The following is a 26,749-nucleotide window of genomic DNA, read 5'->3' as shown; positions in this document are numbered from 1 at the left end:
CGATCTTCGCGAGATTCTTCGCGAGACAGGCGGGAATCAACCAGTCCAGGTTACCGCCCGGTCCTGGAGACCGGTCTCGGTGGCGACGGGGTCCCGGGCGGCCACGCTCGGTGGCGGCCGGTCCGCGGATCTTCTTAAATAGGGTCAATGCGCACAGAGGACGTCCTGGCCGCGATCGCGACTGGCCTGTGGCGCTGGGACAACGCATCCGGGACGGTCACCCTCGACGCAGAGGCCGCCCGGCTCCTCGGTCTGCCCGCACAGCCGGCCACCCTGAGCGAGGCCGCCGTACGCTCCCGCTTCCACCCCGTCGACTGGAACGAGGTCGACGGCATCGTGAACCTCGCCGTCGCCGAGGGCACCCTCGCCGAGGTCCGGCTGCGGATCATGGACGAGAGCGGCCGGGTCCTGCGCACCGTACGCAGCCGCTCCAAGCCCATCATCAGCGGCGAGAGCTACGTCCTGGTCGGCACCATCCAGGAGGTGGCCGAGCCGCAGCCCGGCACCACCGCCGCCCACCCCTCCATCACCGGCGACTGGCGCCGCTCGCGCGAAGCCTTCCTCCTGGACGCCGGCCGCGCGCTCGCCGAGGCCCGCTCCACCTCCGAGGTCCTCCGGGTCGCCGCCTCGCTGTCCATGCCGGGCTTCTCCCCGGACGGCCTCGCGGTGTTCGGGGTGGCCGGCGACCGCCTCACGATCATCGGGCACCACGGGCACAACCCCGGGGACGACGGCCCGTTCGCGGACATGGCGCTCGACATGGACTATCCGGCCGCCGACGTCGTACGCCACGGACGGGCGATCTATCTGCCGACGCCGCAGGAGTACCGGCGCCGCTTCCCCGCCACCTGGCCCCTCGCCCAGCGCTTCGACCGCCAGTCCTGGGCGTTCGTGCCGCTGATCGTCGCCGGACGCACCATCGGCGCCTGGATGGCCGCGTTCAAGCACCCCGTCGCCTTCACCCCCGACGAGCGCTCGGTCCTCACCACGGTGGCCCGCATGCTGGCGCAGGCCCTGGCCCGCGCGGGCGAGGCGGAGAGCGAACGCGAGCTCTCGCTCGGCCTGCAGCGCTCGATGATGCCGACGCTCGGCCCCGAGATCCCCGGCATGACGGTCGCCGCCCGCTACGTACCGACCGGCGGCGGCCTCCAGGTCGGCGGCGACTGGTACGACATGATCCCGCTGCCCGGCTCCCGTACGGGGGCCGGCGCAGGCCGGTTCGCGCTGGTCATCGGCGACGTACAGGGCCACGACGTGCGGGCCGCCGGGCTCATGGGCCAGCTGCGCATCGCGCTCAGGGCGTACGCGAGCGAGGGTCACAGCCCCGACGCGGTCCTCTCGCGGGCCTCCCGCTTCCTGTACGGGATCACCGAGTCGTACGGGGTGCCCGACCCCTACGGCGACGGGTACGAGGACTACGCGCCGCGCTTCGCGACCTGCCTGTACATCGAGGTCGACCCGGCCACCGGCACCCTCGACATCGCGCGGGCCGGCCACCCCGACCCGGTGATCCGCACCGCCGACGGCACCGCCCTGATCCGCCCCACCGCGGGCGGCCTCCCGCTCGGCATCGAGGCCGACTCCGACTACCCCACGACCCGGCTCGTCCTGGACCCCGACGAGACGATCATGATCTGCACGGACGGCCTGATCGAGACCGGCGGCCACGACATGGCCAGCGGCTGGACGCGGCTGCGCCCGGTCCTGGAGAAGCACACCGGCGACAGCCTGGAGCAGCTCGCCGACGAACTCGTCCAGGCCGTGCACGGCCCGTCCTCTCACCACACCACGGGCCCGCTGGTCGACCGCCGCGAGGACGACATCGCGCTGCTGCTGCTCCGCCGCAACGTCGCCGGCGGCGTGGGGGCCGCCCCGCCCGCCGCGGTCCGCCGCACCGCGCTGACCATCGCCCAGGCCGAACCCGAGCGCATCGCGGGCGCCCGCCGCCAGCTGCGCGAGTTCCTGCACGACTGGGCGGACGACGAGCAGGTCGACTCGGCGGTCCTGATGATCTCCGAGATGGTCACCAACGTCCTGGTCCACACGGACGGCGACGCCCTCCTCGTGGCCGAGGCGCGGGGCGAACTCGGCACCCGCCGCCTGCGCGTCGAGGTGGCCGACGCGAGCGACGAACTCCCGCACCGCCGCCGCCCCGGCGAAATGGCCTCCAGCGGCCGCGGTCTGATCCTGATGGAGATGCTGGCGGACGCGTGGGGGGTGGACCCGAGGGGCGACGGGAAGTCGATCTGGTTCGAGCTCTACGAGCCGGGTGCGGCGGGGTCGCCGGGTACATCCGATGCAGGCCCTGCCGAGCCGTCCCCGGAGTAACGCTTCCGCAGCTCCCCGAGCACGGCGAAGGCGGCCGCCGCGACCGGCACGGCGAGCAGCATCCCGATCAGCCCCGCGACGCTGGCGCCCGCGGTCAGCGCAATCATGATCATCGCTGGATGCATCTGGACGGTCCGGCTCTGGATCACCGGTTGCAGAATGTGCCCTTCGAGCTGCTGCACCGCGAGGACGATCCCGAGGGTCCACAGCGCGACGGCGAACCCGCGGTCGGCGAGCGCGACGAGCACGGCGACGGCCCCGGAGACGAAGGCGCCGAGGTAGGGGATGTACGCCCCGATGAAGACGAGCGCGCCGAGCCCGATGGCGCCGGGCACGCGAAGGACGAGCAGCCCGACGGTGATGCAGACGGCGTCGATGAAGGCGATGAAGGTGGTCCCCCGCATGAACCCTTCGACCGCTTCGAAGGCACGGCGGGCCATGGCCTCGACGGTGTCGCCGGCGCCGCGCGGGGCGAGGGAGTGGGCGAGGCCGACGGCCCGGTCGGAGTCCTTGAGGAAGAAGAAGGTGAGCAGGAGCGCGAGAACGCTGGTGGCGAGCAGCGAGCCGAGCAGGCTGAGCCCTTCGAGGACCCCGCTGGCGGCGCCCGCCCCGAACCTGGAGAGCAGCCGTTTGGCGTTGTCGGCGAGGTTGGTGACGCCGTCCCCGCCGGCCACCCCGAAGTGATCGGCCACCCACTGCCCGGCCTGCTTGAGCGAGGCGACGATCTGGTCCCCGGTGTCGATGAGCGCACTGACGACCACGTATCCGGCGCCGCCGACCACCCCGACGAGCGCGACACAGGTGAGCGCGGCGGCGAGCGACCGCCGCACCCCCATCCGGATCAGCCACCGGTGCACGGGCCCGAGCAGCGCGGTCCCGAGCAGGGCGAGCAGCACGGGGGTGACGGCGGTCTTGAACACGACGCAGAGCCAGGCGCCGACGCCCACGACCCCGGCGACGAGCAGCACGACGGCGCACCACGCGCCGATCCGCCGGGCGGGTTCGGGAAGCAGGGTGCGCGTGTCCACCCTGCCAGCGGACCACGCCCCGCCCGGCCCCGCCCGGGGTGAGCACCCAGCCGGGTGACACCCCGTCAGGTCGTGGCGGGACTACATGCCGTGGACTGCCGGGATCGTGCCGAGGCGGCCCTTCTGGAAGTCCTCGAAGGCCTGCTCAAGCTCGGCCCGCGTGTTCATCACGAACGGCCCGTAGTGGGCCATCGGCTCGCGGATCGGGCGCCCTCCGAGCAGCACGACCTCCAGGTCGGGAGCGTGCCCGTCCTGGCGCTCATCGGCCCGTACGGTCAGCGACCCGCCGTCCCCGAACACCGCGGTCTGGCCCATGTGGACGGGACGGCCCTCCGCCCCGACAGAGCCGCGCCCGGCCAGCACGTACGCGAGCCCGTTGAAGTCGGAGCGCCACGGCAGCGTGACGGACGCGCCCGGCCGCAGCGTGGCGTGCACCATCGTGATCGGGGTGTGCGTGATGCCCGGCCCCTCGTGCCCGTCGAGCGAACCCGCGATGACCCGGAGCAGCGCGCCCCCGTCGGCAGAGGTGAGCAGCTGGACCTGGCCGCCCCGGATGTCCTGGTAGCGGGGGTCCTTCATCTTGTCGGCGGCCGGCAGGTTGACCCACAGCTGGAGCCCGTGGAAGAGCCCGCCGGACATGACGAGCGACTCCGGCGGCGCCTCGATGTGCAGCAGCCCGGAGCCCGCCGTCATCCACTGGGTGTCGCCGTCGGTGATGGTGCCGCCGCCACCGTTGGAGTCCTGGTGCACGAAAGTGCCGTCGATCAGGTACGTGACCGTCTCGAAGCCCCGGTGCGGGTGCCACGGCGTGCCCTTGGGCTCGCCCGGCGCGTACTCCACCTCACCCATCTGGTCCATCATGATGAACGGGTCGAGGTACTTGTAGTTGATCCCGGCGAACGCGCGGCGCACCGGGAATCCCTCCCCCTCGAACCCCTGGGGCGCGGTGGTCACCGCAAGGACGGGCCGCGCCGAGGCACCCTCCGGCGCGGATACGCGCGGCAGGGTCAGCGGGTTTTCGACGGTCACAGCAGGCATGGGACGGCCCTCCTTGCAGGATGCTCTACATCCAAAGTAGTTGAATGGTGAACAGTCTGCAAGGCGATCTCATTCCCGCCCGGCCCCGGACGCACTTCGGGCCCGCACCCCGAGGGGTACGGGCCCGAAAGCAAGGCCGTTCAGAACCAGGAGCTACCCGTACATCCGCCGCATCGCGAAGTCGACCATCTGCTCCACGGCCTTCGCGTCGAAGACCATCCGGTGGTCGCCCTCCATGTCGAGCACGAAGCCGTACCCGGTGGGCAGCAGGTCGATCACCTCGGCGCCGGTGATGACGAAGTACTTCGACTCCTTGCCCGCGTACCGGCGCAGTTCCTTGAGCGAGGTGAACATCGGGATGACCGGCTGCTGGGTGTTGTGCAGCGCCAGGAACCCGGGGTTGTCGCCGCGCGGGCAGTACACCTTGGACGAGGCGAAGATCTGCTGGAAGTCCTCGGCCGAGAGCGACCCGGTCGTGAACGCCCGCACCGCGTCGGCGAGCGAGGGCGGCGACGGCTCGGGGTACAGCGGCTGCTCCCCGTACCCGCCCTGCATCTGCTGGGGCGGGGCGTACTGCTGCTGGGCACCCGGGTTCTGGTCGTAGCCGTACATGGGGCCACAGCCTACCGACGCGGGCTCGCGCCGAACACCGCGTCTCAGGCGCGAAGCGCCGCGCCCTTGACCGCCTCGACGAAGGGCGCCCAGGCGCTGGCCGCGATGATCAGCGCGGGCCCGCCCGTGACCTTGCTGTCCCGGACGGGGACGACCCCGGGGAGGTTGTCGGCGACCTCGACGCACTCGCCGCCATCGCCGTTGCTGTAGGTGCTCTTACGCCAGCGGGCCGCGCCAAGGAAACCCTCGGCCACCTCTACGCAGTCGCCGCCGCTGCCGTTGCTGTAGGTGCTCTTCCGCCAGCGGGCCGCGCCGAGGAAGCCCTCGGCCACCTCGACGCAGTCGCCACCGGTCGCGTTGCTGTAGCTGCTCTTTCGCCACAGGGCGGTGCTCAAGTCAAGCTCTGTGCTTGCCATTTCGGTAGCCCTTCGCCGCTTGCTCGATCATGGCCAGGGACGTCTCCGGCGGTAGCGCCGCGGCCCTGAGCAGATCGTACGACCTGCGGTAGTCCTTCACGAGGGCCGGATAGTCGATCAGTTGGCCGCTGTGCTGACTCTCGATGTAGACCACCGGTGGAGCATCAGGAAAGGTCATAACCTTGATGACACCCATCATCAACGGATGGGCACCGGCGGTTTCCGGAAGGATCTGCAGAACGCTTTGCGTGGAACGGACCACGTGGGCGATGTGGTCCGACTGCTCCGCCATCTCCCCGGGCGGCAGCAGCGGGTTGCGGATCAGCGACTCGTGCAGGACGCCCCAGAACGCTGGGCGGTCCTCGCACTCCCAGAGCTTTGCGCGCTCCAGCCGGGCCTGCACCTGCTTCTCGACATCTGCTGGACGCAGCCATGGGGCCCCGCTCTGAATGACCTTCCGGACGTACGCCTCCGTCTGCAGCAGGCCCGGGATGAGCGTGGGCGCCCAGTCCTCGATCGTCTCCGCATGCCGTTCCATCTCCGCAACATCAGCGAAGTACTCCGCATGCCCGGACTGCTTCGCCTTCCGCGCGTCTTCACAGCGCCGCTCGAAAAAGCCGTCGGTCCCCAGCTTCTCGTCCACATGCTGGGCCAAGTCCAGGGGCATCCGGCGTTCGCCGCGCTCGATCTGGCTCAGGAACGGGATGCCTCTGAAGCTGCCGTCCGCCAACTGTTCGAGCGTGAGGCCCGCGGCCTCCCTCTTGTAACGCAACTCGGCGCCGTAGAAGGACGGGACGTTCGCCGACGCGTCAGGTTCCTTACGAGAGGGCACAACTCACCACCACCATTTGCCAGTTGCCGGGCGTAACGCGAACCACTTCCGAAGGTAAAGGACTCGGCGGCACTCTGTGAGGGATTCGTCACGCACCGCACTCGCAGGAGGCACCCACATGACCGCGTCCACCCCCCTCCCGCCCCGCCAGGACGACACGTACAAGGTCGTCATGGAGCTGCGGGCCGCGCTCGCCGGGCACGGCATCACGCTGCCCTCGCTCGGGCGGGACTTCGGGACGCCCCCGCTCGTCATCCTCGGGAACTGCAATACGGCCACCGCGCGGGCGCTCGCGGCGGCGCTGGGGGGCTCACCCCAGCGGGACCACGCGGCCCAGCGGAGTTTCTCTGCCTGACACGTCACAGTTCTCGGCCAGAGGTTGCGCGTTATTACCGGTGGGTAGCATCATCGAGGTACTGAGCTACTTGCTGGTAGATGTAACCGACACCCTGCTTACGGAGCCGTCGCCATGGGGCACTACAAGTCGAATCTCCGCGACATCGAGTTCAACCTCTTCGAGGTGCTCGGACGCGACAAGCTGTACGGCACCGGCCCGTTCGGGGAGATGGACGTCGACACCGCCAAGTCGATCCTGGAGGAGATCGCCCGTCTCGCCGAGAACGAGCTGGCCGACTCCTTCGCGGACGCCGACCGCAACCCGCCGGTCTTCGACCCGGCGACCAACACCGCTCCGGTCCCGGAGTCCTTCAAGAGCTCGTACAAGGCGTTCATGGACTCCGAGTACTGGCGCCTTGGCCTGCCCGAGGAGATCGGCGGCACCGTTTCGCCGCGCTCCCTGATCTGGGCGTACGCCGAGCTGCTCCTCGGCTCGAACCCGGCGATCTGGATGTACTCCTCCGGCCCGGCGTTCGCCGGCATCCTCTTCGCCGAGGGCAACGAGGCGCAGAAGAAGGTCGCCGAGATAGCGGTCGAGAAGCGCTGGGGCTCCACGATGGTCCTGACCGAGCCGGACGCCGGTTCGGACGTCGGCGCCGGCCGCACCAAGGCCGTCCAGCAGGACGACGGCTCCTGGCACATCGAGGGCGTGAAGCGCTTCATCACCTCCGGTGAGCACGACATGGAGGAGAACATCCTCCACTACGTCCTCGCCCGTCCCGAGGGCCACGGCCCCGGCACCAAGGGCCTCTCCCTCTTCCTGGTCCCGAAGTTCCACTTCGACTGGGAGACCGGCGAGCTGGGCGAGCGCAACGGTGTGTACGCCACGAACGTCGAGCACAAGATGGGCCTGAAGGCGTCCAACACGTGCGAGATGACGTTCGGCGACCAGCACCCCGCCAAGGGCTGGCTGATCGGCGACAAGCACGACGGCATCCGCCAGATGTTCATGATCATCGAGTTCGCCCGCATGATGGTCGGCACGAAGGCGATCGCGACGCTGTCGACGGGTTACCTGAACGCCCTTGAGTACGCCAAGGAGCGCGTCCAGGGCAGCGACCTCTCGCAGTTCATGGACAAGACCGCGCCGAAGGTGACGATCACTCACCACCCGGACGTGCGCCGCTCGTTGATGACGCAGAAGGCGTACGCCGAGGGCATGCGCTCGCTCGTCCTCTACACCGCCTCCATCCAGGACGCGATCCAGGTGAAGGAGGCGGCGGGCGAGGACGCCAAGGCGCTCGTCGGCCTGAACGACCTCCTGCTGCCCATCGTGAAGGGCTACGGCTCGGAGAAGTCGTACGAGAAGCTGTCGGCCGAGTCCCTGCAGACCTTCGGCGGCTCCGGGTACCTCCAGGAGTACCCGATCGAGCAGTACATCCGTGACGCCAAGATCGACACGCTGTACGAGGGCACGACCGCGATCCAGGGCCAGGACTTCTTCTTCCGGAAGATCGTCCGTGACCAGGGCGCGTCCCTGAACGCCCTCTCCGAGGAGATCAAGAAGTTCCTCGCCGAGCAGAACGGCAACGAGGCGCTGGGCGGCGCGCTCGACGCGCTCGCCACGGCGGCCGTCGACCTGGAGGCGATCGTCGGCACGATGATCACCGACCTGACGGCGACCGGCGAGGACGTCAAGAACATCTACAAGGTCGGCCTCAACACGACCCGCCTGCTGATGGCTTCGGGCGACGTCGTGGTCGGCTACCTGCTCCTGAAGGGTGCCGCGGTCGCCGCCGAGAAGCTGTCCTCGGCCTCGGCGAAGGACGTCCCCTTCTACACGGGCAAGATCGCGGCCGCGAAGTTCTTCGCCGCGAACGTTCTGCCGGGCGTCGGCACGGCTCGCGCCCTGGCCGAGACGGTGGACGGCTCCCTGATGGACCTGGACGAGGCGGCGTTCTAGCCCTATCCGGTCCCTGCGGAACCGGGGGCTCGGGGTGGTCGGACCCCGGGCCCCTTTCCGCTGCCCGGAAGCCCCCGTTCCGCGTGTGCGGGGGAGCAGCGTTCCCCGTACGGGGAGGCAAGGGTGCGCCGGGGGCCGGGCGGTTTTTTCCCCACCCCACCCCTTCCCGAAACCCGCCGGGGGATGGGAAAGGGAAGCTGGATTTCCTGGGGCTCCGCCCCAGACCCCGTATCGCGCCTTAAGGGCGCTCGTCCTCAAACGCCGGACGGGCTGAAGATGCTCGCCCCTGCCAGCATCGACGCCGCTAGGGGCGCGGGGAACTGCGCGACCAGCCACCCACGGCCCGCAGCCGAAAGACATCCCCCGGCGGGTTTAGGGAAGGGGCGGGGCGGGGCCCAACGGGGTCTGGGGCGGAGCCCCAGGGGCGGGACCATCCAACCCCCTGCACGGGCGGGTGGGTGGGCGAACACCCCCGGGGTCTGGGGCGGAGCCTCAGGCATGCTGCAGAGCCCGGAGTGCAATCCGCCCCGCCGCTAGGGTGGCCGCATGAGCACACCGCCCCGCTTCGACCGCGGCCACACCGACGACCTGATGACCTTCCTCGCGGCGAGCCCGTCGCAGTACCACGCCGTGGCCAACGCGGCCGCACGCCTGGAGAAGGCCGGGTTCCGGCAGGTCCAGGAGACGGACGCCTGGGACGGCACGTACGGCGGAAAGTACGTGCTGCGCGGCGGCGCCATCGTGGCCTGGTACGTCCCCGAGGACGCCGAGCCCCACACCCCGTACCGGATCGTCGGCGCCCACACCGACTCCCCGAACCTGCGCGTGAAGCCGCAGCCCGACTCGGGGGCGTACGGCTGGCGGCAGGTCGCCGTCGAGGTCTACGGCGGGACGCTGCTCAACACCTGGCTCGACCGCGACCTCGGCATCGCGGGCCGCCTCACCCTGCGGGACGGCAGCCACCGCCTGGTCAACGTGGACCGCCCGCTGCTTCGCGTACCGCAGCTGGCCGTGCACCTGGACCGCTCGGTCAACACCGACGGGCTCAAGCTCGACCGCCAGCGCCACCTCCAGCCGGTCTGGGGCCTCGGCGACGACGTACAGGAAGGCGATCTGATCCGCTTCCTGGAGCAGGAGGCCGAGCTCGACGAGGGCGAGGTGGCCGGCTGGGACCTGATGCTGCACTCCGTCGAGGCGCCCGCCTACCTCGGCCGCGACCGGGAGCTCGTGGCCGGGCCCCGCATGGACAACCTGCTCTCCGTGCACGCCGGGGCGGCCGCCCTCGCCGCGGTGTCCGGCTGTGAGGACCTCCCCTTCATCCCCGTGTTCGCCGCCTTCGACCACGAGGAGGACGGCTCGCAGGCCGACACCGGCGCGGACGGCCCGCTGCTCGGCAACGTCATGGAGCGCTCGGTGTTCGCGCGCGGCGGCACCTACGAGGACCGGGCCCGCGCCTTCGCAGGAACGATCTGCCTCTCCTCCGACACCGGCCACGCCGTGCACCCCAACTACGCCGAGCGGCACGACCCCACGCACCACCCGCGCGCCAACGGCGGCCCCATCCTCAAGGTCAACGTGAACGCCCGGTACGCCACCGACGGCGCGGGGCGCGCCGTGTTCGCGGCGGCCTGCGAGCGCGCCGGGGTCCCGTGGCAGACCTTCGTCTCCAACAACGCGATGCCCTGCGGCACGACGATCGGCCCGATCACCGCGGCCCGGCACGGCATCCAGACCGTCGACATCGGCGTGGCCATCCTGTCGATGCACAGCGCCCGAGAACTGTGCGGCGCCGACGACCCGCACCTGCTCGCGAACGCCCTCACCGCGTTCCTGGCGGGCTGAACCACCGCACTGCGCAAGGGGGTTGGCCGTCCCGAGCCCGGGTACCCGGACGGCCAACCTTCTTGTACGGAGGCGAGATTCATGGGACTGGGCGGATGCATCATCCTCATCGCGGCAGGGGCGATCCTCACGTTCGCGACGGATTGGCACGCCAAGGGTGTGAACCTCGACGTCGTGGGCCTGATCCTGATGTCCGTCGGCATCATCGGCGTGGCCGTCTTCACCAGCGTGCTGCGCAGGCGGCGCGTCGTACCCGGGGCGACCATCATCGAGGAGGAGCGCCGCGACCGCCTGACCTGACCCCCGCGGGCAGCTGTGTCGACCGCCTCACGTGAGCCGCGCCACCTGCGCCCCAGGAGGTGGGGCCACCCCCTTCGACCCCGCGTATCCTCGACTGTCCGGGCCCTGACCAGGTCCGGGGGAAGCCGGGAACGGGGAGCAAGGGGGTACCGCCACCGTGGAGTTCCGCGTCCTGGGAACGGTGGCCGTGGCGACGGAGGACGGCGCGTTCCTCGCGCTCGGCCCCGCCAAACGCCGCAGCCTGCTGGCCATGCTCCTGCTCCAGCCCAACATCGCCGTACCCGTGGACCGCCTCACCGAGGCGCTGTGGGACGAAGAACCGCCCCTGCACTCCCGCACCGTCCTACAGGGCCACGTCTCACGGCTGCGTGCCCTGCTCGCCGAGCACGGCGCCGAGGCGTACGGCATCGAACTGGCCACACAGGGACCGGCGTACGTCCTCAGGCTCCCCGAGACCCTCATCGACGCGCACCGCTTCGAGGAGCTCGTCACCCTCGCCCGCGGCCAGCGCAGCCCCGGCGACGCGGTGCTCATGCTGCGCGAGGCGCTCGCCCTGTGGCAGGGCCCCGCCCTCACCGGCACCGTCCCCAGCCCGCCCCTGCAAGCCGCGTCCCACACCCTTGAAGAGCTCAGACTCGCCTCGGTGGAGGCGCTCGCCGAGGCGTACGGGGAGCTCGGCGAGCACGGCCGGGCCGCCGCGGTGCTGCGCACCGAAGCCGTCGCCCACCCCCTGCGCGAGCCCCTCTCGGCCGCGCTGATGCTGGCCCTGAGCCGCTCGGGCCGCCAGTCCGACGCCCTCGAATGGTTCCACCGCACCCGCCGCCTGCTCGCCGACGAGCTCGGCGTGGACCCGGGCCCCGCACTCTCCGAGGCGTACGCCGAGATCCTGCGCACCGCCACCCCCCTCACCCCGCCCGTGCCGACCCCGGACGAGCCCGAACTGGCCGTAGCCGCCGTACCGGAGTTGCTGCCGCGCAGACCCCGCGGCTTCACCGGCCGGCACGCCGAGCTGACCGCACTCGGCCTGGCCGCCGCCGGAGAGTGCGGCGCCATCGCCCTTGTCACCGGCGGCGCCGGCGTCGGCAAGACCGCGCTCGCCGTGCACTGGGCCCACGAGCGCCAGAGCGACTTCCCCGACGGCCGCCTCTTCGCCGACCTGTGCGGCTACAGCGACACCCCGGCCCGCCAAGTCACCGTCGTCCTGGGGGAGTTCCTGCTCGCGCTCGGCGTGCCCGTGCAGCGCATACCCGAGACCGAGGCCGGCATGGGAGCGCTCTACCGCTCGCTGACCGCCGACCGCCGGATGCTGGTCGTCCTCGACAACGCCCGCGACTCCGAGCAGGTCCGCCCACTGCTGCCGGGCGGCGACCACTGCGTCACCCTCGTCACCAGCCGCGACCGGCTCGGCGGCCTCGTCGCCTCCGACGCAGCGCGCCCGGTCCGCCTGGACGAGCTGCCCGCCGCCGACTGCACCGCCCTGCTCGCCGCCGTGCTCGGCGAGGACCGGGTCGCCGCCGAACCCGAAGCGGCCGCCCATCTGGCCGCGCTCTGCGACGGCCTCCCGCTCGCCCTGCGCGTCACCGCGGCCCGCCTCGCCGCCCGTCCCCAGTGGACGCTGGCCGCCCTGGCCTGCGAACTCGCCGACGAACAGCGCCGGTTGGGCCTGCTCCGCGTCGAGGACACCGGGGTCGCCGCCGCCCTGCGCCTGACCGTGCAGCAGCTGCCCGAGCAGGCCCGCCGGATGTTCCGCGCGCTCGGCCTGCACACCGGCTCCGAACTCGACCGCTACACCGCCGCCGCCCTCGCCGGGTGCACCCCCGACCAGGCCGCCGCCGCCCTCGACCGGCTCGCCGCCGCCCACCTCGTGGTCGAGTCGGGCCCGCACGGCCCCGACCCGCGCACCCGGCCGGACTCGTACACCCTCCACGACCTGGTGCGCCTCTACGCCCGCGCGCTCGCCCCCGAGGCCGACCCGGACGGCCTCGCCCGCCTTCTGGACCACTATCTGCACACCGGCCTCGTCGCGACCGCCACCGCCGAGCCCGGCAGCCAGCCCTGCTTCACACTGCCGCCCGGGGCCCGGCGCCCCGCCGCGGTACGCGAGTTCGAGGACCGCCAGGCCGCGCTCGCCTGGTACGAGGCCGAACGGGCCACCCTGCGCGGGGCGGTCGCCGCCGCCGTCGCCGCCGGCCTGCACGACCGCGTTTGGCGGCTCGTACTCCTCCAGTGGCCGCTCATCCTGTGGCGGGTCCGCGACGGCTGGGTCCCGCTCCTCGAACAGGCCCTGGAATCAACCGAGTTGGAGCAGGAGCTCGACGCGCAGTCACGCACCCGCGCCCTGCTCGGCTGGGTCCTGCACGAGGAGGGCCGCTACGACGAGGCCCTCGCTCAGCTGGAGAAGGCCCCCGACCTGGCCCGCCAGGCCGGCGACGTCACCAGCGAGGCCATCGCCCGCATGAACCTCGCGCTCATCCTCACCCAGTACGGCGAGGTCGACCGCGCCGGCGACCTGCTCGGGCACGCCCTGACCCTGGCCGGCCGGGCCCGCGACCGCTCCACCGAGATGCTCGCCCACCAGCACCTGGCCCGGCACTTCCTCACCGCCCGCGCCTATGACCTCGCCATGGAGCACTCCCGGCGCGGCCTCGAACTCGGCCCCTCGCCGGAGGCGGTCCCCCGCCGGGTGCTGCTGCGCACCAGCTACGGCGAGGCCCTGGCCGGCCTCGGCCGCACGGAGGAAGCCCGCCACGAGCTCGCGACCGCGGCCCGCGAGGCCGACGACCACGGCTACGAGGAGGGCGCGGCGGCGGCCCGCGCCGGCCTGGCGAACCTCGCCGACCCGGAGGCCCTGCCGCCCGCGTAGCCTTGGCCTGCTCACGTCACAACAACGCGCCGCCTCACAACGACGCGCCGCCTCGTGCCGAACGTCTTGCCTTCACCGGCGCGTTAGCCAAACGATAGGGACGCCCACGAGGCTGACACGGCACATGTACAGATGGCTTGATTGCTTGCTTGATTGATTCGGAGTGGGGGACGCGATGCGCAGGGCCCGGGGCAGGGGGGCGGCCATAGTCGGCCTCGCCGTGCTGCTCGGCGCGCTGACGGCCTGTACGGACCGCGTGCCCGCCGCCGCTCCCGGCACCGGCACGACAACGGTGTCGAACGGCTCCCCCGCGCCCCGGTCCGGCACTCCGCAGCAGGAGCGGCCCGGCCCGTCCGCCCCCGCGACCGGCCGCAGCACAGCCGAGCAGAGCCCGCGGCCCGGTGCCGGTTCCGCGACCCCGGCCGTCCCGCCCTCGATCAGCCCGCCGCCGTCCGTCCCCGGCACGGACACCCGCACGGGCCCGTTCGACGACGGCGGCGAGGACGCCCGCGTCTTCTGCTCGCCCAGCGCGCTGTCCCTCACCTTCCGCACCGGGGGCGACGCCCGCGGCGGTACCGGCTCCCGGGCCGGCGCGGACGTGCGCGGCGGGAGCGACGCGGTCCTGCTGGTCCGCAACACCTCCGGCCACACCTGCGTCCTGCACGGCGCCCCGACACTGACCGTCCTGGACGACAGCGGCCGGGCCGCGCCGCTCGTCTCGACCCCGGCCAAGCCATTCGCGAAGCCCTTCGCCCTGCACCCCGGGGCGAACGGGGTCGCCAAGGTGCACTACACCCCGCTCCGCGGCTGCCCGGCCCGGGGCTCGACGGTGCGCGTGACGCTGCCCGGCTCCGACACGGTGAACACCCTGCCGGTCCTGGACGGCCACGGCCGCCCGGCCGCACTGGCCCTGTGCGGCCCGGCCCCGCGCACCGGCCCGTTCAAGCCGGGCTTCGGGTAGGACCGGGCCCGGCTGCGGCCGGGCTTCGGTCGGTCCCGGCTCCGGCTACTGGGCCCCCTCCGCATCCATCCCGGCGAGCACCAGCGGCAGCCTGCCGGCGCCGCCCTCGACGAGGCGTACGGGCACGCCCCAGTCCTGCTGGTGGACGTGGCAGGCCGGGTACTCGTTCGCCGGGTCGTCGTCGCAGGAGGCCGCCATCGCCGACACGTGCAGCACGCCCTCCGCGACCTCCGGGTTCAGGCTGAGCTCGCGCGCGAGGTCGGTGCCGGTGCCCTCGCCCGCGAGCAGCAGCTCGGGCGGGGTGGAGGAGACGAGCAGCCGGGTCGAGGGACCGTACCGGGTGTCCAGCTTCTGCCCGGCGGGCGCCTGGAACACGACGTCCAACTTGAGCCTGCCCGGGGCGACTTCGGTCGCCGAACGCTGGGTGCGGTGCGCCACGGCTTCGACCCGTACGGCCTCCTCGGGCAGCCGCAGCCGGGTCAGCCGGTGCCGCGCCGACTCGACGACGACGATGTCGTCCCCGACGAGGACCGCATCGCTCGGCTCCCTCAAGTCCGTTGCCAGCGTGGTCACTTGACCTTGGGCCGGGTCGTAGCGGCGCAGTGCGTGGTTGTACGTGTCCGCGACGGCGACCGAGCCGTCCGGCAGCGCGGTGACCCCGAGCGGGTGCTGGAGCAGCGCCTGCGCGGCGTCCCCGTCCCGGTGACCGAAGTCGAAGAGCCCGGTCCCGACGGCGGTGTGCACCGCGCCCTCCGTGTCGACGTATCGCAGCGCCGAGGTCTCCGAGTCGGCGACCCAGAGCCGGTCCTCGGTGGCTGCGAGCCCGGACGGCTGCGCGAACCAGGCCTCGGCACCGGGCCCGTCGACGAGCCCCTCGTTGGTGGTCCCGGCCGCGACCTCGACGGTCTTCGTCCCGGGGTCGTACGTCCACAGCTGGTGCACACCGGCCATGGCGATCCAGACCTTGCCCCGCCACCAGGCGACGTCCCACGGCGAGGACAGGTCCACCTCAAGGGCGGGCCCGGAGGTCGGCTGCCCCTGCCACCACTGCCTTCCGGTCCCGGCAAGCAACTCGATCCCGCCACTGACCGGGTCGAAGGCGCGCAGCGCGTGATGCACGGTGTCGGCGACAACCACCCTCCCGTCCGGGAGCAGCGCCAGCCCCTGGGGCTCCTTGAACTGACCGTCCCCGCCGATGCGCCGTACGACGCTCTCCCCGTCCGCGGCGAGCTCGACCAGCTGGTGGCGGGTGGTGTCGGACACCAGGAAGTTCCCGCTGGGCAGCACGATCGCCTTGCCGGGGAAGCGCAGGTCGGTGGCGACGGGCTCCGGCGCCACGTACGGCCCGTCCCCGCGCCGCAGCGTCCCCTTCGCCCCGTGCTCGGACTCCAGCTCCTCGACGAGCCGCTCAATGGCATGGGCATGGCCCTCACCGGCGTGCTGGGCGACGATGTACCCCTCGGGGTCGATCACCACGAGCGTGGGCCAGGCCCGCACCGCGTACTGCTTCCAGGTCGCCAGCTCGGGATCGTCGAGCACCGGGTGCTCCACCCCGTACCGCTCCACGGCATCGACGACGGCCTGGTGCTCGGCCTCGTGCACGAACTTCGGCGAGTGCACCCCGACGATCACGACGGTGTCCCGGTGCTTCTCCTCCAGCTCGCGGAGCTCGTCGAGGACGTGGAGGCAGTTGATGCAGCAGAAGGTCCAGAAGTCGAGGATCACTGTGCGCCCGCGCAGCTCGGCGAGGCTCAGATCCTTCCCGCCCGTGTTCAGCCAGCCGCCCTTGCCGATCAGCTCGGGGGCGCGGACACGGGCACGACGGGGGGCGGGCGCGGGGGTGGGCGCCGGGGCGGCATCGTTCATGGTTCAAGCTTGCCATCCCGGTATGAACACCCTGTGTCGCCGTTCGGCGGGGCCCCGGCGGGGGCAGGGGTGTACCCATGAAATACCTCGTGCGGGACAAGATCTTCGCCATCGGTGACGACTACTGGATCGACACCGAGGACGGCCGGCACGCCTTCCTCGCCGACGGCAAGGCGCTGCGGCTGCGCGACACCCTGGAGCTGAAGGACCCGTCGGGGCGGGTGCTGATCACGCTGCGGGAGAAGATGTTCAGTCTGCGGGACGCGATGACCATCGAGCGGGACGACCAGATCCTCGCGAAGGTCCGCCGCAAGCGCCTCTCCCTGCTGCGCAACCACTACCGGGTCAGCCTGGTCGAGGGCACCGAGCTCGACGTGACGGGCAAGATCCTGGACCGCGAGTTCACCGTCGAGTACGACGGGGAGCTGCTGGCCCACGTCTCGCGCAAGTGGTTCCACGTCCGCGAGACGTACGCGGTGAACGTAGTACGGGAGGACGCGGACGCGGCCCTGCTGCTCGCGGTGGTGATCTGCGTGATCCGCATGGACGAGAAGGAGCGCGGTCACGAGGACTGAGCGGGCCTCTGGAGGCTCACCCCTTGGGCGTGTCCAGCCCCAGCACCCTGTCCTTCAGGGCCGGAAACGCCTCGCGGGTGTCGAAGACCTTCGCCGGGTCGAGATCCACGGTCAGGATCTCCTCACCGGGGCCGGCCTCCGCGAGGACCTCGCCCCAGGGGTCCACCACGATGCTGTGGCCCGCCTGCTCGACCCCCGCGTGGGTCCCCGCCGTGCCGCAGGCCAGCACGTACGCCTGGTTCTCGACCGCTCGGGCCCTTGCGAGAAGGGTCCAGTGGGCGCGGCGGCGCTCGGGCCAGCCGGCCGGGATCACGAAGGCGTGGGCGCCCGCGTCGACGAGGCCCCGGAACAGTTCGGGGAAGCGGAGGTCGTAGCAGGTGGCCAGGCCGAACGTGAGGTCCGGCAGCGGGACGGTGACCAGCTCCGAGCCCGCCCCCATCAGCACGGCCTCGCCCTTGTCGAAGCCGAAGCGGTGGATCTTCCGGTAGCTGTGCGCGAGTTCGCCGTCGGGCGAGAAGACGAGGGAGGTGTTGTAGAGCGCGCCGTCCTCGCCCCGCTCAGGAATCGACCCGGCGTGCAGCCAGATCCCGGCGTCCCTGGCCGCCTCGGACATCGCCCGGGCCGTGGCGCCGCGCAGCGTCTCCGCCTCGTCCTCGAAGAGTTCGTACGCGAACGCCCCGACCGTCCACAGCTCGGGCAGCACGACCAGATCGCTGCTCCGCAGCTCCCGGATCAGCGAACCCACCCGCTCGCGGCGGGAATTGACGGATTCATACGGGTTTACATCGATCTGAATGAGCGAGGCGCGCACGGTACCACCGTCCTGGCTTTCGAGCCGTCAGCACTATGGGAAACAGCCTACGATCGTCATACGAAAGCACTGCCGGGGTGCTGCCCGGCAGCGTACTGTGACTTTCCGGGGGAAACCCCCGGACCCCCCTAGCCACCAATCCTCCCACGCAGTCCCGCAGTCCAGCCCGCGTACAAAAGAACCGCCGAGGGGTCCCGTGACCGTCCATCCCAGCCTTCAGACCTACGCCGATGCCTGGACCCACTCCATCGAGGCGATATCGGAGCTGGTGCAGCCGCTCGTCGAGGGTGAGTGGAACCGTGCGACGCCGTGCCCCAACTGGTCGGTGCGGGACATCGTGTCGCACATCATCGGCATGGAGTGCGAGCAGCTGGGCGATCCGAGGCCGATCCACACCCTGCCGCGCGACATCTTCCACGTACAGACCGAGCTCGCTCGCTATATGGAGATGCAGGTCGATGTGCGCCGGCACCATACGGCGCCGGAGATGACCTCCGAGCTGGAGTACACGATCATTCGCCGGGCGCGTCAGCTGCGCAACGAGAACCGGGATCCCGACACCAAGGTGCGCGCCCCGCTCGGCGCCGAGCAGACCCTGGAACTCGCGCTGCGGATGCGGGCGTTCGATGTGTGGGTGCACGAGCAGGATCTGCGCTGGGCCCTCAACAAGCCGGGGAACCTGGACTCTCCGGGCGCGTACGTGGCCCGGGACATCCTGCTGCACACGCTGCCCCGGGTCGTCGCGAAGGACGCGGGCGCGCCGCCGAGCTCGGCGGTCGTCTTCGACATCCACGGGCCGGTGGAGTTCCTGCGCACGGTACGGGTCGACGCGGACGGCCACGGCACCGTCGACGGCGCGCCCTCGCTGGGCCCGCTGGTCACCCTGGCCATGGACTGGGAGACGTTCCTGCGGCTCGCCTGCGGCCGGGTCCGCCCGCACGCCGTCGCCGACCGGATCAAGGCGGAGGGCGACCAGGCGCTGGCGGACGCGATCCTGCGGGAGTTCGCGGTCACCCCGTAAGCGATTACGGCGTTGTCGGTCGCACCCGCCGGGAAGCCCGAGGAGGTCCCGGCTACACCGGGAACCAGGGTGCCGGCTACACGGGGACGTGCACCGCCTCCACCCTGCTCGCCACCAGGTGTTCCCGCTCGCGGCGCTGTGCCCGCGCGCTCAGCCGCAGAATCTGGACCAGGCCGAGCGCCTCCAGGAAGAACACCGACGAGAACGCGATCCGGTAGTTGTCGCCGGTCGCGTCGAGCAGCACGCCCACCGCGAGCAGCGTCGTCATGGAGGCGATGAAGCCGCCCATGTTGGTGATGCCGGACGCGGTGCCCTGGCGCTCCGGCGGGTTCGCGGGGCGCGAGAAGTCGAAGCCGATCATCGAGGCCGGTCCGCACGCACCGAGCACCAGGCACAGTGTGACGAGCAGCCACATCGGCGCGTGCGGCGCGGGATAGGCGATGGTGGCGGCCCATATGAGTGCGGTCGCCCCTACGGTGCCGAGGGCCAGCGGCAGCCGGGCCGCGTGGTGGCGGGCGATGAGCTGGCCATATACGAGGCCGACGACCATGTTGGACAGCACCACAAGGGTCAGCAGTCCGCCCGCCGTGCCCCGGTCGAGGCCCTGCGCCTCGACGAGGAACGGCATCCCCCACAGCAGCAGGAACACCATCGCGGGGAACTGCGTCGTGAAGTGCACCCACATCCCGAGTCGGGTGCCGGGCTCGCGCCACGACTCGGCGATCTGGCGGCGTACGAACGCGGCCCCGGCGTGGTGCGCGGGCGGCGGCTCGTGGCCCTCGGGGTGGTCGCGCAGGAAGAGCAGGACCAGGACCAGGACGGCGACGCCGGCGAGCGAGCTGCCCGCGAAGGTCCCCGTCCAGCCGACGCCGTGCAGGGCGCGGGCGATGACGAGGGTGGACACCAGGTTGCCGGCCATCCCGAACAGCGCGGCGACCTGTCCGATCATGGGCCCGTGCTTGGCGGGGAACCAGCGCGAGCCGAGCCGCAGCACGCTGATGAAGGTCATCGCGTCGCCGCAGCCGAGCAGCGCGCGGGAGCCGAGCGCGGTGGCGTACGAGGGCGACAGGGCGAAGCCGAGCTGGCCGGCGGTGAACAGGACGGTCCCGAGCACCAGGACCTTCTTGGTGCCGAGCCGGTCGACCATGAGGCCGACGGGTATCTGCATCCCCGCGTACACGAGCAGCTGGAGTATGGAGAAGGTGGAAAGCGCCGAGGCGTTGACGTGGAAGCGGGCGGCCGCGTCCAGGCCCGCGACGCCGAGCGAGGTGCGGAAGATGACGGCGACGAAGTAGACGCCGACGCCGATGCCCCACACGAACGCGGCCCGGCGCCCGCCCAGCGGCTGTGGCGCGGGCAGTGTGGCCGAACTCATCGATCGTCCCCCCTGACCAGGACCTTGACCCAGCTGAGGTGCTGGCGCACACAGTGCGCGGCCCGCTCCCCGTCGCCGTCCCTGATGGCGTCGAGCATCTCCTCGTGCTCGGCGATGTTCTTGGCGATGCGGTCGGGCTGGGCGTGCATGACGGCCACCCCCATGCGCAGCTGGCGGTCCCGCATCTGGTCGTAGAGCCGGGCCAGGATCTCGTTCCCGGCGTTGCGCACGATCTCGGCGTGGAAGCAGCGGTCGCTGACGGCGACGGCCGCCAGGTCCCCGGCGGCGGCGTGCGCCTTCTGCTCGGCCAGGAGTTCCTGGAGGCGCCCGATCAGGCGCTCCGGCGCGGGTACGGCTCTGCGCACCGCGAACTCCTCGACGAGCAGCCGGGTTTCGACCACGTCGGCGGTCTCCTGCGCGGAGACGGCGAGCACGAGCGCGCCCTTCTTCGGGTAGAGCTTGAGCAGCCCTTCGACTTCGAGCTTGAGCAGCGCTTCGCGCACGGGCGTCCGCGAAACCCCGACCGCCTCGGCCAGTTCGCCCTCGGTGAGCAGCGTGCCGCCCTCGTAGCGGCGGTCGAGCACCGCCTGCTTGACGTGCATGTAGACGCGGTCGGCGGCGGGGGGCTGCTTGGTGGCGGGGGCCGGGGCGGGAGACATGCGCACAGGATAGATACAACAGGGGTGCATCAGAAAGCGGCGTCCGGATCGTGGGACAGGGGCACGGGGGCGCGGGCGGGCTCACACGGGCGAACCCACGCCGGTGGGTGATTCACCCGCTTTTGGGCGCCTACTTGGTGCCGGTCACCTTGCAGCCCTTGGGCAGCTTGGGGAAGTCCCGCACCTGGTACTGAGCATGGGGGCCGCCCTCGACCTTGGTCCTGAGCTGCGGTGCGGTGCCGTACGGCTTGAGGATCTCGGCGTAGATGCCGGCCGAGGCGGGCATCTTGGGGTGCTTGCGGTCGAGCTTGCCGAGGCTCGGGATCGGGTGGCCGGGGCCGTCCTTGAAGGTGACCGTCGGGCCGCTCGTGCTCAGGGTCAAGACCGCTGAGGTGCCGGCGCCGATGTCGGCCTCCAGGGAGGCGATGCAGGCCTTGGAGGCGGGGGCCCGGCCCGGAGCGGTGGCGAAGGCGGCCGGAGCCCGGTCCTCCGGGGCGGCGGCCGTCGAGGCGAGCAGCGCTCCGTTGAGAGCCGCCGTGGCGATCGCGGCGCCGAGCACGGCGCGGGCGTACATCCGCATGAATGACTCCCCTCAGCCTCGTCTGCCCAGGTCACAACGTTGCGCCCGGTCACGGCAGGGTGCCCGGGGCGCGGTGCGGACGGCCGAAGCCGCCCTTCCTCTCACCTTCCGCCCTGCCCGCAGCCCTGTCCACCCCGACATGCCTCGGCCCCCGGCGTACGGATGCGCGCCGGGGGCCGAGCGGGGCGCATTAGCCCCAGGTGATGAGCCGCTTCGGCTGTTCCAGGACCGCCGCCACATCGGCGAGGACCTTGGAGCCGAGCTCGCCGTCGACCAGGCGGTGGTCGAAGGAGAGCGCGAGCGTGGTGACCTGGCGCGGCTTGACCTTGCCCTTGTGGACCCACGGCTGAAGCTTGATCGCACCGACCGCGAGGATCGCGGACTCGCCCGGATTGAGGATCGGGGTGCCGGTGTCCACGCCGAACACGCCGACGTTGGTAATGGTCACCGTGCCGCCCGACATCGCCGCCGGCGACGTCTTGCCCTCGCGGGCGGTCGACACCAACTCACCCAGGGACTCGGCCAGTTGCGGCAGCGTCTTGGTGTGGGCGTCCTTGATGTTCGGGACGATCAGACCGCGCGGGGTCGCCGCCGCGATGCCCAGGTTCACATAGTGCTTGAGGACGATCTCCTGGTTCACCTCGTCCCAGGAGGCGTTGACGTCCGGGTTGCGCTTGATCGCGACCAGAAGCGCCTTGGCGATCAGGAGCAGCGGGTTGACCCGCAGGCCCGCCATGTCCTTGTCGGACTTCAGCTGCTCGACCAGCTTCATCGTCCGTGTCACGTCGACCGTCACGAACTCCGTGACGTGCGGCGCGGTGAACGCCGAGCCGATCATGGCCTGAGCGGTCGCCTTGCGTACGCCCTTGACGGGGATCCGCGTCTCACGGGCGTCGGAGGCCTGAACGGCCGCCGCCGGAGCGGGAGTTGTTTCACGTGAAACAGGCGCGGGCTCAGCCACGGGCGCGGCAGCGGCGTGCACGTCCTCGCGGGTGACGATGCCGCCGGGGCCGGTCGGCACCACGGTGGCGAGGTCGATACCAAGGTCCTTGGCGAGCTTGCGGACCGGGGGCTTGGCGAGCGGGCGGACCGGGGCCGGAGCCTGTCCGTTCAGCTCGGTCTGCACGGCGCGCAGGGCCTCGGCCGGGGCCTGCTCGGGGACCGAAACCCCCTTGCGCGGGCGGCGCTTGGTCGAGGCCTCGGAGACGCCGTAGCCGACCAGGACGGGCTGGCGGCCCTTGGGCGCCTCGTCCTCTGCGAGCTCGGCAGGGGCGGCCGATGCGGCCTCGGCTGCTTCCGTGGCCTCGGCGAACGGGGCGTACCCGCTGTCGGGGGCCACGTCGACGGTGATGATGGCCGTGCCGACGTCCACCGTCACGCCCTCTTCGAAGTGCAGCTTCTGCACCACGCCGTCGTAGGGGATGGGGAGTTCGACGGCCGCCTTCGCGGTCTCGACCTCACACACCACCTGGCCGTCGGTGACGGTGTCGCCGGGCTGGACGTACCACTTGAGGATCTCCGCCTCGGTGAGCCCCTCGCCGACGTCCGGCATCTTGAACTCGCGGTAGCGGGCAGCGTTCTCAGTCATGGTCGTCACCTCAGTACGCCAGCGAGCGGTCGACGGCGTCGAGCACCCGGTCGAGACCCGGCAGGTACTCCTCCTCCAGGCGCGCCGGCGGGTACGGGGCGTGGTAGCCGCCGACCCGGAGCACCGGGGCCTCCAGGTGGTAGAAGCACCGCTCGGTGATCCGCGCGGCAATCTCCGCTCCGGCGCCGTAGAAGACCGGTGCCTCGTGGACGACGACCAGGCGGCCGGTCCGCTCGACCGAGGCCTGGACGGCGTCGAAGTCGATCGGGGACATCGAGCGCAGGTCCACGACCTCGATCGACTTGCCCTCTTCCTGGGCGGCGGCGGCCGCTTCGAGGCAGACCTTCACCATCGGGCCGTAGGCGACCAGCGTGAGGTCCGAACCGGCGCGTACCGTACGGGCCTTGTGCAGCGGGGCCGGGATGGCCTCCGTGTCGACCTCGCCCTTGTCCCAGTAGCGGCGCTTGGGCTCGAAGAAGATCACCGGGTCGTCGGACTGGATGGCCTGCTGCATCATCCAGTACGCGTCCGACGCGTTCGAGGGGCTGACCACCTTCAGGCCCGCCACGTGCGCGAACAGCGCCTCGGGCGACTCGCTGTGGTGCTCGACCGCGCCGATGCCGCCGCCGTAGGGGATGCGCACGACGACCGGCAGCTTGATCTTGCCGAGCGCACGGGCGTGCATCTTCGCGAGCTGGGTGACGATCTGGTCGTACGCCGGGAAGACGAAGCCGTCGAACTGGATCTCCACGACGGGCCGGTAGCCGCGCAGGGCCAGGCCGATCGCGGTGCCGACGATGCCGGACTCGGCGAGCGGGGTGTCGATCACCCGGTCCTCGCCGAAGTCCTTGAACAGGCCGTCGGTGACGCGGAAGACACCGCCGAGCTTGCCGACGTCCTCGCCCATGACCAGGACCTTGGGGTCGGTCTCCATCGCCTTGCCCAGCGACTCGTTGATCGCCTTGGCGATCGGCAACTTCTGTACGGTCATGGCTAGTTGCCCTCTCCGTCCGCGAACGATGCCTGGTAGGCGGCGAACTGGGCTCGCTCCTCGTCGACCAGCGCGTGGCCGTCGGCGTAGATGTTCTCGAAGATCGCCATGGGCTCGGGGTCGGGCATGGCACGGACCGCCTCGCGCACCCGCTTGCCCAGCGTCTCCGACTCGGTCTCCAGCTCCTCGAAGAACGCGGCGTCCGCGTGACCCGCGCTCTCCAGGTAGGTGCGAAGGCGCAGGATCGGGTCCTTGGCCTCCCACGCCTCGCGCTCCTCGTCGGCCCGGTACTTCGTCGGGTCGTCGGAGGTGGTGTGCGCGCCCATCCGGTAGGTGAACGCCTCGACCAGGGTGGGGCCTTCGCCCCGGCGGGCCCGCTCCAGGGCGGACTTCGTCACGGCCAGGCAGGCCAGCACATCGTTGCCGTCGACCCGGACACCGGGGAAGCCGAAGCCCTGTGCGCGCTGGTAGAGCGGCACGCGCGTCTGCTTCTCGGTGGGCTCGGAGATCGCCCACTGGTTGTTCTGGCAGAAGAACACGACCGGGGCGTTGTAGACGGCGGAGAAGGTGAAGGCCTCCGCGACGTCGCCCTGGCTGGAGGCACCGTCTCCGAAGTAGGCGACCACGGCGCTGTCCGCGCCGTCCTTGGTGATGCCCATCGCGTAACCGGTCGCGTGCAGCGTCTGCGAGCCGATGACGATCGTGTAGAGGTGGAAATTGTTGCTGTTGGGGTCCCAGCCACCGTGGTTGACGCCGCGGAACATGCCCAGCAGGTTCGTCGGGTCGACGCCGCGGCACCAGGCGACGCCGTGCTCGCGGTAGGTCGGGAAGACGTAGTCGTCGTCCCGCAGCGCACGCCCGGAGCCGATCTGGGCGGCCTCCTGGCCGAGCAGCGAGGCCCACAGGCCCAGCTCGCCCTGGCGCTGCAGGGACGTGGCTTCGGAGTCGAAGCGCCGGGTCAGCACCATGTCGCGGTAGAGACCGCGCAGCTCTTCGGGGCTCAGGTCGACGTCGTAATCAGGGTGCTCGACCCGCTCGCCCTCGGGCGTCAGCAGCTGTACGAGCTCGGGCTCGGCGGCCGTCTTCCTTGCGCCGGCGCCTGCGGTGCGCTTGCTGCTGCGTCGCGGTTTGCGCGCGGCAGTGCTCTCCACGGTCACGTGCGTGCTCCTCCGTCTGTCCGGCTCCCGGGTTCGCCGGTGAGCCTGGGGGTCCCCCGGCTCGTCCAGAGCTTGGGGGAGGCTCGCCTGTCCGTCTCAAGTGCACGGGGGTGTGCGCGCTCGGCCGGGGATCAGGCGTGACAGGTGCCCCGGCGAGCGCCCTGCCAAAGGCACGTTACCCAGTGCTGCGCATTACTGCGAAACCCCACTTGACCTGCGATTTTGCTTGGATTTCCAAGTAAATCGAGAAAGCAGGGAACAGTTGCTGGTCACAGCCTTGCAGGCCGCCGGAACAACGGCACGTTATCCCGGTCACGCAGGTTCGGGAAGGGGTCACTTATGGCACTCTCCGGCGGCCTTCGGATGAATGTGTGAGACTGATTCCGTGCGCGAAACAGGCAAAATCACCGTATTCCTGCTCGACGACCACGAGGTGGTCCGTCGCGGCGTCCACGAAATGCTTTCCGTCGAGGACGACATCGAAGTGGTCGGCGAGGCAGGCACCGCCGCCGACGCCCTGGTCAGGATTCCCGCCACCCGCCCCGACGTCGCCGTGCTCGACGTCCGGCTCCCGGACGGCAGCGGAGTCGAGGTCTGCCGCGAGATCCGTTCGCAGAACGAGGACATCAAATGCCTGATGCTCACCTCGTTCGCGGACGACGAGGCCCTCTTCGACGCGATCATGGCCGGGGCCTCCGGATACGTCCTCAAGGCGATCCGCGGGAGCGAACTCCTGACGGCCGTACGTGACGTGGCGGCCGGCAAGTCGCTGCTCGACCCCGTGGCCACCGCCCGCGTCCTGGAGCGGCTGCGCGACGGCGGCAAGAGCAAGGGCGACGACCGCCTGGCCAACCTCACCGAGCAGGAACGCAAGATCCTCGACCTGATCGGCGAGGGCCTCACCAACCGCGTGATCGGCGAGCGCCTGCACCTCGCGGAGAAGACGATCAAGAACTACGTCTCCTCGCTCCTGTCCAAGCTCGGCATGGAGCGCCGCTCCCAGGCCGCCGCGTACGTGGCCCGGATCCAGGCCGAGAAGAACCACTGAGCACCTCTCACCGACGGGGCCCGGGCCGGTCATTCGGGACCTAGGGCCCGGATGCGCGGGGCCCCGGGCCCGGATGCGCGGGGCCCCGGGCTCTTTCACCGGCCGCCGCGGGCCGCAAAGGTGGGGGCATGTCCTCCGAGGAAGCCCGCGCCATCGAGCTGCTCGGCCGCGTTCCGTACGGCCGCGTCGCGACCAGCATGCGAGCGCTGCCGTTCGTGGCCCCGGCCCGCCACATCGTGGTCGACGGCTGCGTCCTGCTGCGGCTGCACGCGGGGCTCGGCTACCACCACGCGTGCCTGGGCAGCGTGGTCGCGTACGGCGCGGACAACCTCGGCTCGGGCGAGGTCGACGTGTGGTCGGTGCAGTTCACCGGCACCGCCGAGCCCTTCGAGCCGACCGCCGGGGAGCTGGCGCTGTTCGGCGACGACCCCCGCGCGGTCGACGGGGAGCCCTTCGATCCCGTGTACATGCGAATCGAACCTCAGTTCGTGACCGTCCATTCGCTGGACTACTCCAAAGAGCGACAACTCAAGTACGTGGCGTGATCTAACATCTGAAG

General features: G+C 71.2%; 24 protein-coding genes. 11 read left to right on the top strand and 13 right to left on the bottom strand.

Annotation, left to right across the window (positions count from 1 at the left end; translation table 11 throughout):
- Positions 1-147: 147 nt before the first annotated feature.
- A complete protein-coding gene (locus ACSHXC_RS20130) occupies positions 148-2,328 on the top strand; it encodes a SpoIIE family protein phosphatase (RefSeq protein ID WP_438292873.1) in 2,181 nt (726 codons plus the stop codon).
- On the opposite strand, the gene ACSHXC_RS20125 is transcribed toward ACSHXC_RS20130, so the two are convergent.
- From ACSHXC_RS20125 to ACSHXC_RS20105, 5 genes are all read right to left on the bottom strand, one after another.
- A complete protein-coding gene (locus tag ACSHXC_RS20125) occupies positions 2,259-3,356 on the bottom strand; it encodes an AI-2E family transporter (protein WP_438292872.1) in 1,098 nt (365 codons plus the stop codon). The two genes, ACSHXC_RS20130 and ACSHXC_RS20125, sit on opposite strands and share 70 nt — an antisense overlap.
- 81 nt (positions 3,357-3,437) lie before the next feature.
- Positions 3,438-4,394: a pirin family protein gene (locus ACSHXC_RS20120; RefSeq protein WP_438292870.1), complete on the bottom strand. Its 957-nt coding sequence runs from the start codon at positions 4,392-4,394 to the stop codon at positions 3,438-3,440.
- A gap of 153 nt (positions 4,395-4,547) precedes the next feature.
- Complete coding sequence (locus ACSHXC_RS20115; RefSeq protein ID WP_344370746.1) at positions 4,548-5,006, bottom strand: SseB family protein; 459 nt, start codon at positions 5,004-5,006, stop codon at positions 4,548-4,550.
- 44 nt (positions 5,007-5,050) lie between these two features.
- Entirely contained in the window at positions 5,051-5,401 is a 351-nt protein-coding gene (locus ACSHXC_RS20110; protein WP_438292869.1) for a DUF397 domain-containing protein, read from the bottom strand.
- A gap of 1 nt (position 5,402) precedes the next feature.
- Positions 5,403-6,254 (bottom strand): helix-turn-helix domain-containing protein, encoded by an 852-nt coding sequence (locus tag ACSHXC_RS20105; RefSeq protein ID WP_438292868.1) that lies wholly within the window; start codon positions 6,252-6,254, stop codon positions 5,403-5,405.
- Between the two features lie 118 nt (positions 6,255-6,372).
- Here ACSHXC_RS20105 and ACSHXC_RS20100 point away from each other — a divergent pair, with 118 nt between their 5' ends.
- The 6 genes from ACSHXC_RS20100 to ACSHXC_RS20075 all read left to right on the top strand — a co-directional run bounded on the left by ACSHXC_RS20100 (position 6,373) and on the right by ACSHXC_RS20075 (position 14,519).
- On the top strand, positions 6,373-6,609 hold the full coding sequence (locus tag ACSHXC_RS20100; RefSeq protein WP_344370751.1) for a hypothetical protein: 237 nt from the start codon (positions 6,373-6,375) through the stop codon (positions 6,607-6,609).
- Between the two features lie 114 nt (positions 6,610-6,723).
- Positions 6,724-8,553, top strand: coding sequence for an acyl-CoA dehydrogenase (locus ACSHXC_RS20095; protein WP_438292866.1), 1,830 nt, complete (start codon positions 6,724-6,726; stop codon positions 8,551-8,553).
- 546 nt (positions 8,554-9,099) lie between these two features.
- Positions 9,100-10,395 carry a M18 family aminopeptidase gene (locus tag ACSHXC_RS20090; protein WP_438292865.1) on the top strand — a complete coding sequence of 432 codons (1,296 nt, stop codon included), beginning with the start codon at positions 9,100-9,102 and terminating at the stop codon, positions 10,393-10,395.
- 81 nt (positions 10,396-10,476) lie between these two features.
- Complete coding sequence (locus ACSHXC_RS20085; RefSeq protein ID WP_438292864.1) at positions 10,477-10,695, top strand: DUF6458 family protein; 219 nt, start codon at positions 10,477-10,479, stop codon at positions 10,693-10,695.
- A gap of 157 nt (positions 10,696-10,852) precedes the next feature.
- A complete protein-coding gene (locus ACSHXC_RS20080; protein WP_438292863.1) occupies positions 10,853-13,558 on the top strand; it encodes a BTAD domain-containing putative transcriptional regulator in 2,706 nt (901 codons plus the stop codon).
- Positions 13,559-13,733: 175 nt separating this feature from the next.
- Positions 13,734-14,519, top strand: coding sequence for a DUF4232 domain-containing protein (locus tag ACSHXC_RS20075; RefSeq protein ID WP_438292861.1), 786 nt, complete (start codon positions 13,734-13,736; stop codon positions 14,517-14,519).
- 45 nt (positions 14,520-14,564) lie between these two features.
- Here ACSHXC_RS20075 and ACSHXC_RS20070 read toward each other — a convergent pair whose 3' ends face one another.
- Positions 14,565-16,385 (bottom strand): NHL domain-containing thioredoxin family protein, encoded by a 1,821-nt coding sequence (locus ACSHXC_RS20070; protein WP_438292859.1) that lies wholly within the window; start codon positions 16,383-16,385, stop codon positions 14,565-14,567.
- A 77-nt stretch (positions 16,386-16,462) separates the two neighbouring features.
- On the opposite strand from ACSHXC_RS20070, the gene ACSHXC_RS20065 reads away from it, so the two are divergent.
- Complete coding sequence (locus ACSHXC_RS20065) at positions 16,463-16,960, top strand: LURP-one-related/scramblase family protein (RefSeq protein ID WP_438292858.1); 498 nt, start codon at positions 16,463-16,465, stop codon at positions 16,958-16,960.
- 16 nt (positions 16,961-16,976) lie between these two features.
- Here the strand turns inward: ACSHXC_RS20065 and ACSHXC_RS20060 are convergent, their stop codons facing one another.
- On the bottom strand, positions 16,977-17,771 hold the full coding sequence (locus tag ACSHXC_RS20060; RefSeq protein ID WP_438292857.1) for a carbon-nitrogen family hydrolase: 795 nt from the start codon (positions 17,769-17,771) through the stop codon (positions 16,977-16,979).
- A 196-nt stretch (positions 17,772-17,967) separates the two neighbouring features.
- On the opposite strand from ACSHXC_RS20060, the gene ACSHXC_RS20055 reads away from it, so the two are divergent.
- A complete protein-coding gene (locus ACSHXC_RS20055) occupies positions 17,968-18,792 on the top strand; it encodes a maleylpyruvate isomerase family mycothiol-dependent enzyme (RefSeq protein WP_438292856.1) in 825 nt (274 codons plus the stop codon).
- Positions 18,793-18,868: 76 nt separating this feature from the next.
- Here ACSHXC_RS20055 and ACSHXC_RS20050 read toward each other — a convergent pair whose 3' ends face one another.
- The 6 genes from ACSHXC_RS20050 to pdhA all read right to left on the bottom strand — a co-directional run bounded on the left by ACSHXC_RS20050 (position 18,869) and on the right by pdhA (position 25,142).
- Entirely contained in the window at positions 18,869-20,167 is a 1,299-nt protein-coding gene (locus ACSHXC_RS20050) for an MFS transporter (RefSeq protein ID WP_438292855.1), read from the bottom strand.
- Positions 20,164-20,826: a GntR family transcriptional regulator gene (locus ACSHXC_RS20045; RefSeq protein ID WP_438292854.1), complete on the bottom strand. Its 663-nt coding sequence runs from the start codon at positions 20,824-20,826 to the stop codon at positions 20,164-20,166. Before ACSHXC_RS20045 ends, ACSHXC_RS20050 begins: the two co-directional genes overlap by 4 nt.
- Before the next feature lie 130 nt (positions 20,827-20,956).
- The gene (locus tag ACSHXC_RS20040; RefSeq protein ID WP_438292853.1) at positions 20,957-21,406 is read right to left on the bottom strand and encodes a hypothetical protein; all 450 of its coding nucleotides are present in this window, start codon (positions 21,404-21,406) and stop codon (positions 20,957-20,959) included.
- Between the two features lie 190 nt (positions 21,407-21,596).
- Complete coding sequence (locus ACSHXC_RS20035) at positions 21,597-23,003, bottom strand: dihydrolipoamide acetyltransferase family protein (RefSeq protein WP_438292852.1); 1,407 nt, start codon at positions 23,001-23,003, stop codon at positions 21,597-21,599.
- Between the two features lies 1 nt (position 23,004).
- Positions 23,005-23,985 carry an alpha-ketoacid dehydrogenase subunit beta gene (locus tag ACSHXC_RS20030; RefSeq protein WP_438292851.1) on the bottom strand — a complete coding sequence of 327 codons (981 nt, stop codon included), beginning with the start codon at positions 23,983-23,985 and terminating at the stop codon, positions 23,005-23,007.
- Between the two features lie 2 nt (positions 23,986-23,987).
- Positions 23,988-25,142, bottom strand: coding sequence for a pyruvate dehydrogenase (acetyl-transferring) E1 component subunit alpha (gene pdhA, locus ACSHXC_RS20025; RefSeq protein ID WP_438292850.1), 1,155 nt, complete (start codon positions 25,140-25,142; stop codon positions 23,988-23,990).
- Between the two features lie 385 nt (positions 25,143-25,527).
- On the opposite strand from pdhA, the gene ACSHXC_RS20020 reads away from it, so the two are divergent.
- Positions 25,528-26,190 (top strand): response regulator, encoded by a 663-nt coding sequence (locus tag ACSHXC_RS20020; protein WP_100575501.1) that lies wholly within the window; start codon positions 25,528-25,530, stop codon positions 26,188-26,190.
- Between the two features lie 128 nt (positions 26,191-26,318).
- Entirely contained in the window at positions 26,319-26,735 is a 417-nt protein-coding gene (locus ACSHXC_RS20015; RefSeq protein ID WP_438292849.1) for a pyridoxamine 5'-phosphate oxidase family protein, read from the top strand.
- Positions 26,736-26,749: the final 14 nt, after the last annotated feature.

The sequence above is a fragment of the Streptomyces sp. HUAS TT7 genome (assembly GCF_051550175.1).
GTDB lineage: Bacteria > Actinomycetota > Actinomycetes > Streptomycetales > Streptomycetaceae > Streptomyces.
The sequence above is the reverse complement of the archived record's forward strand: the minus strand, read 5'-3'. Positions and strand labels throughout refer to the sequence as shown.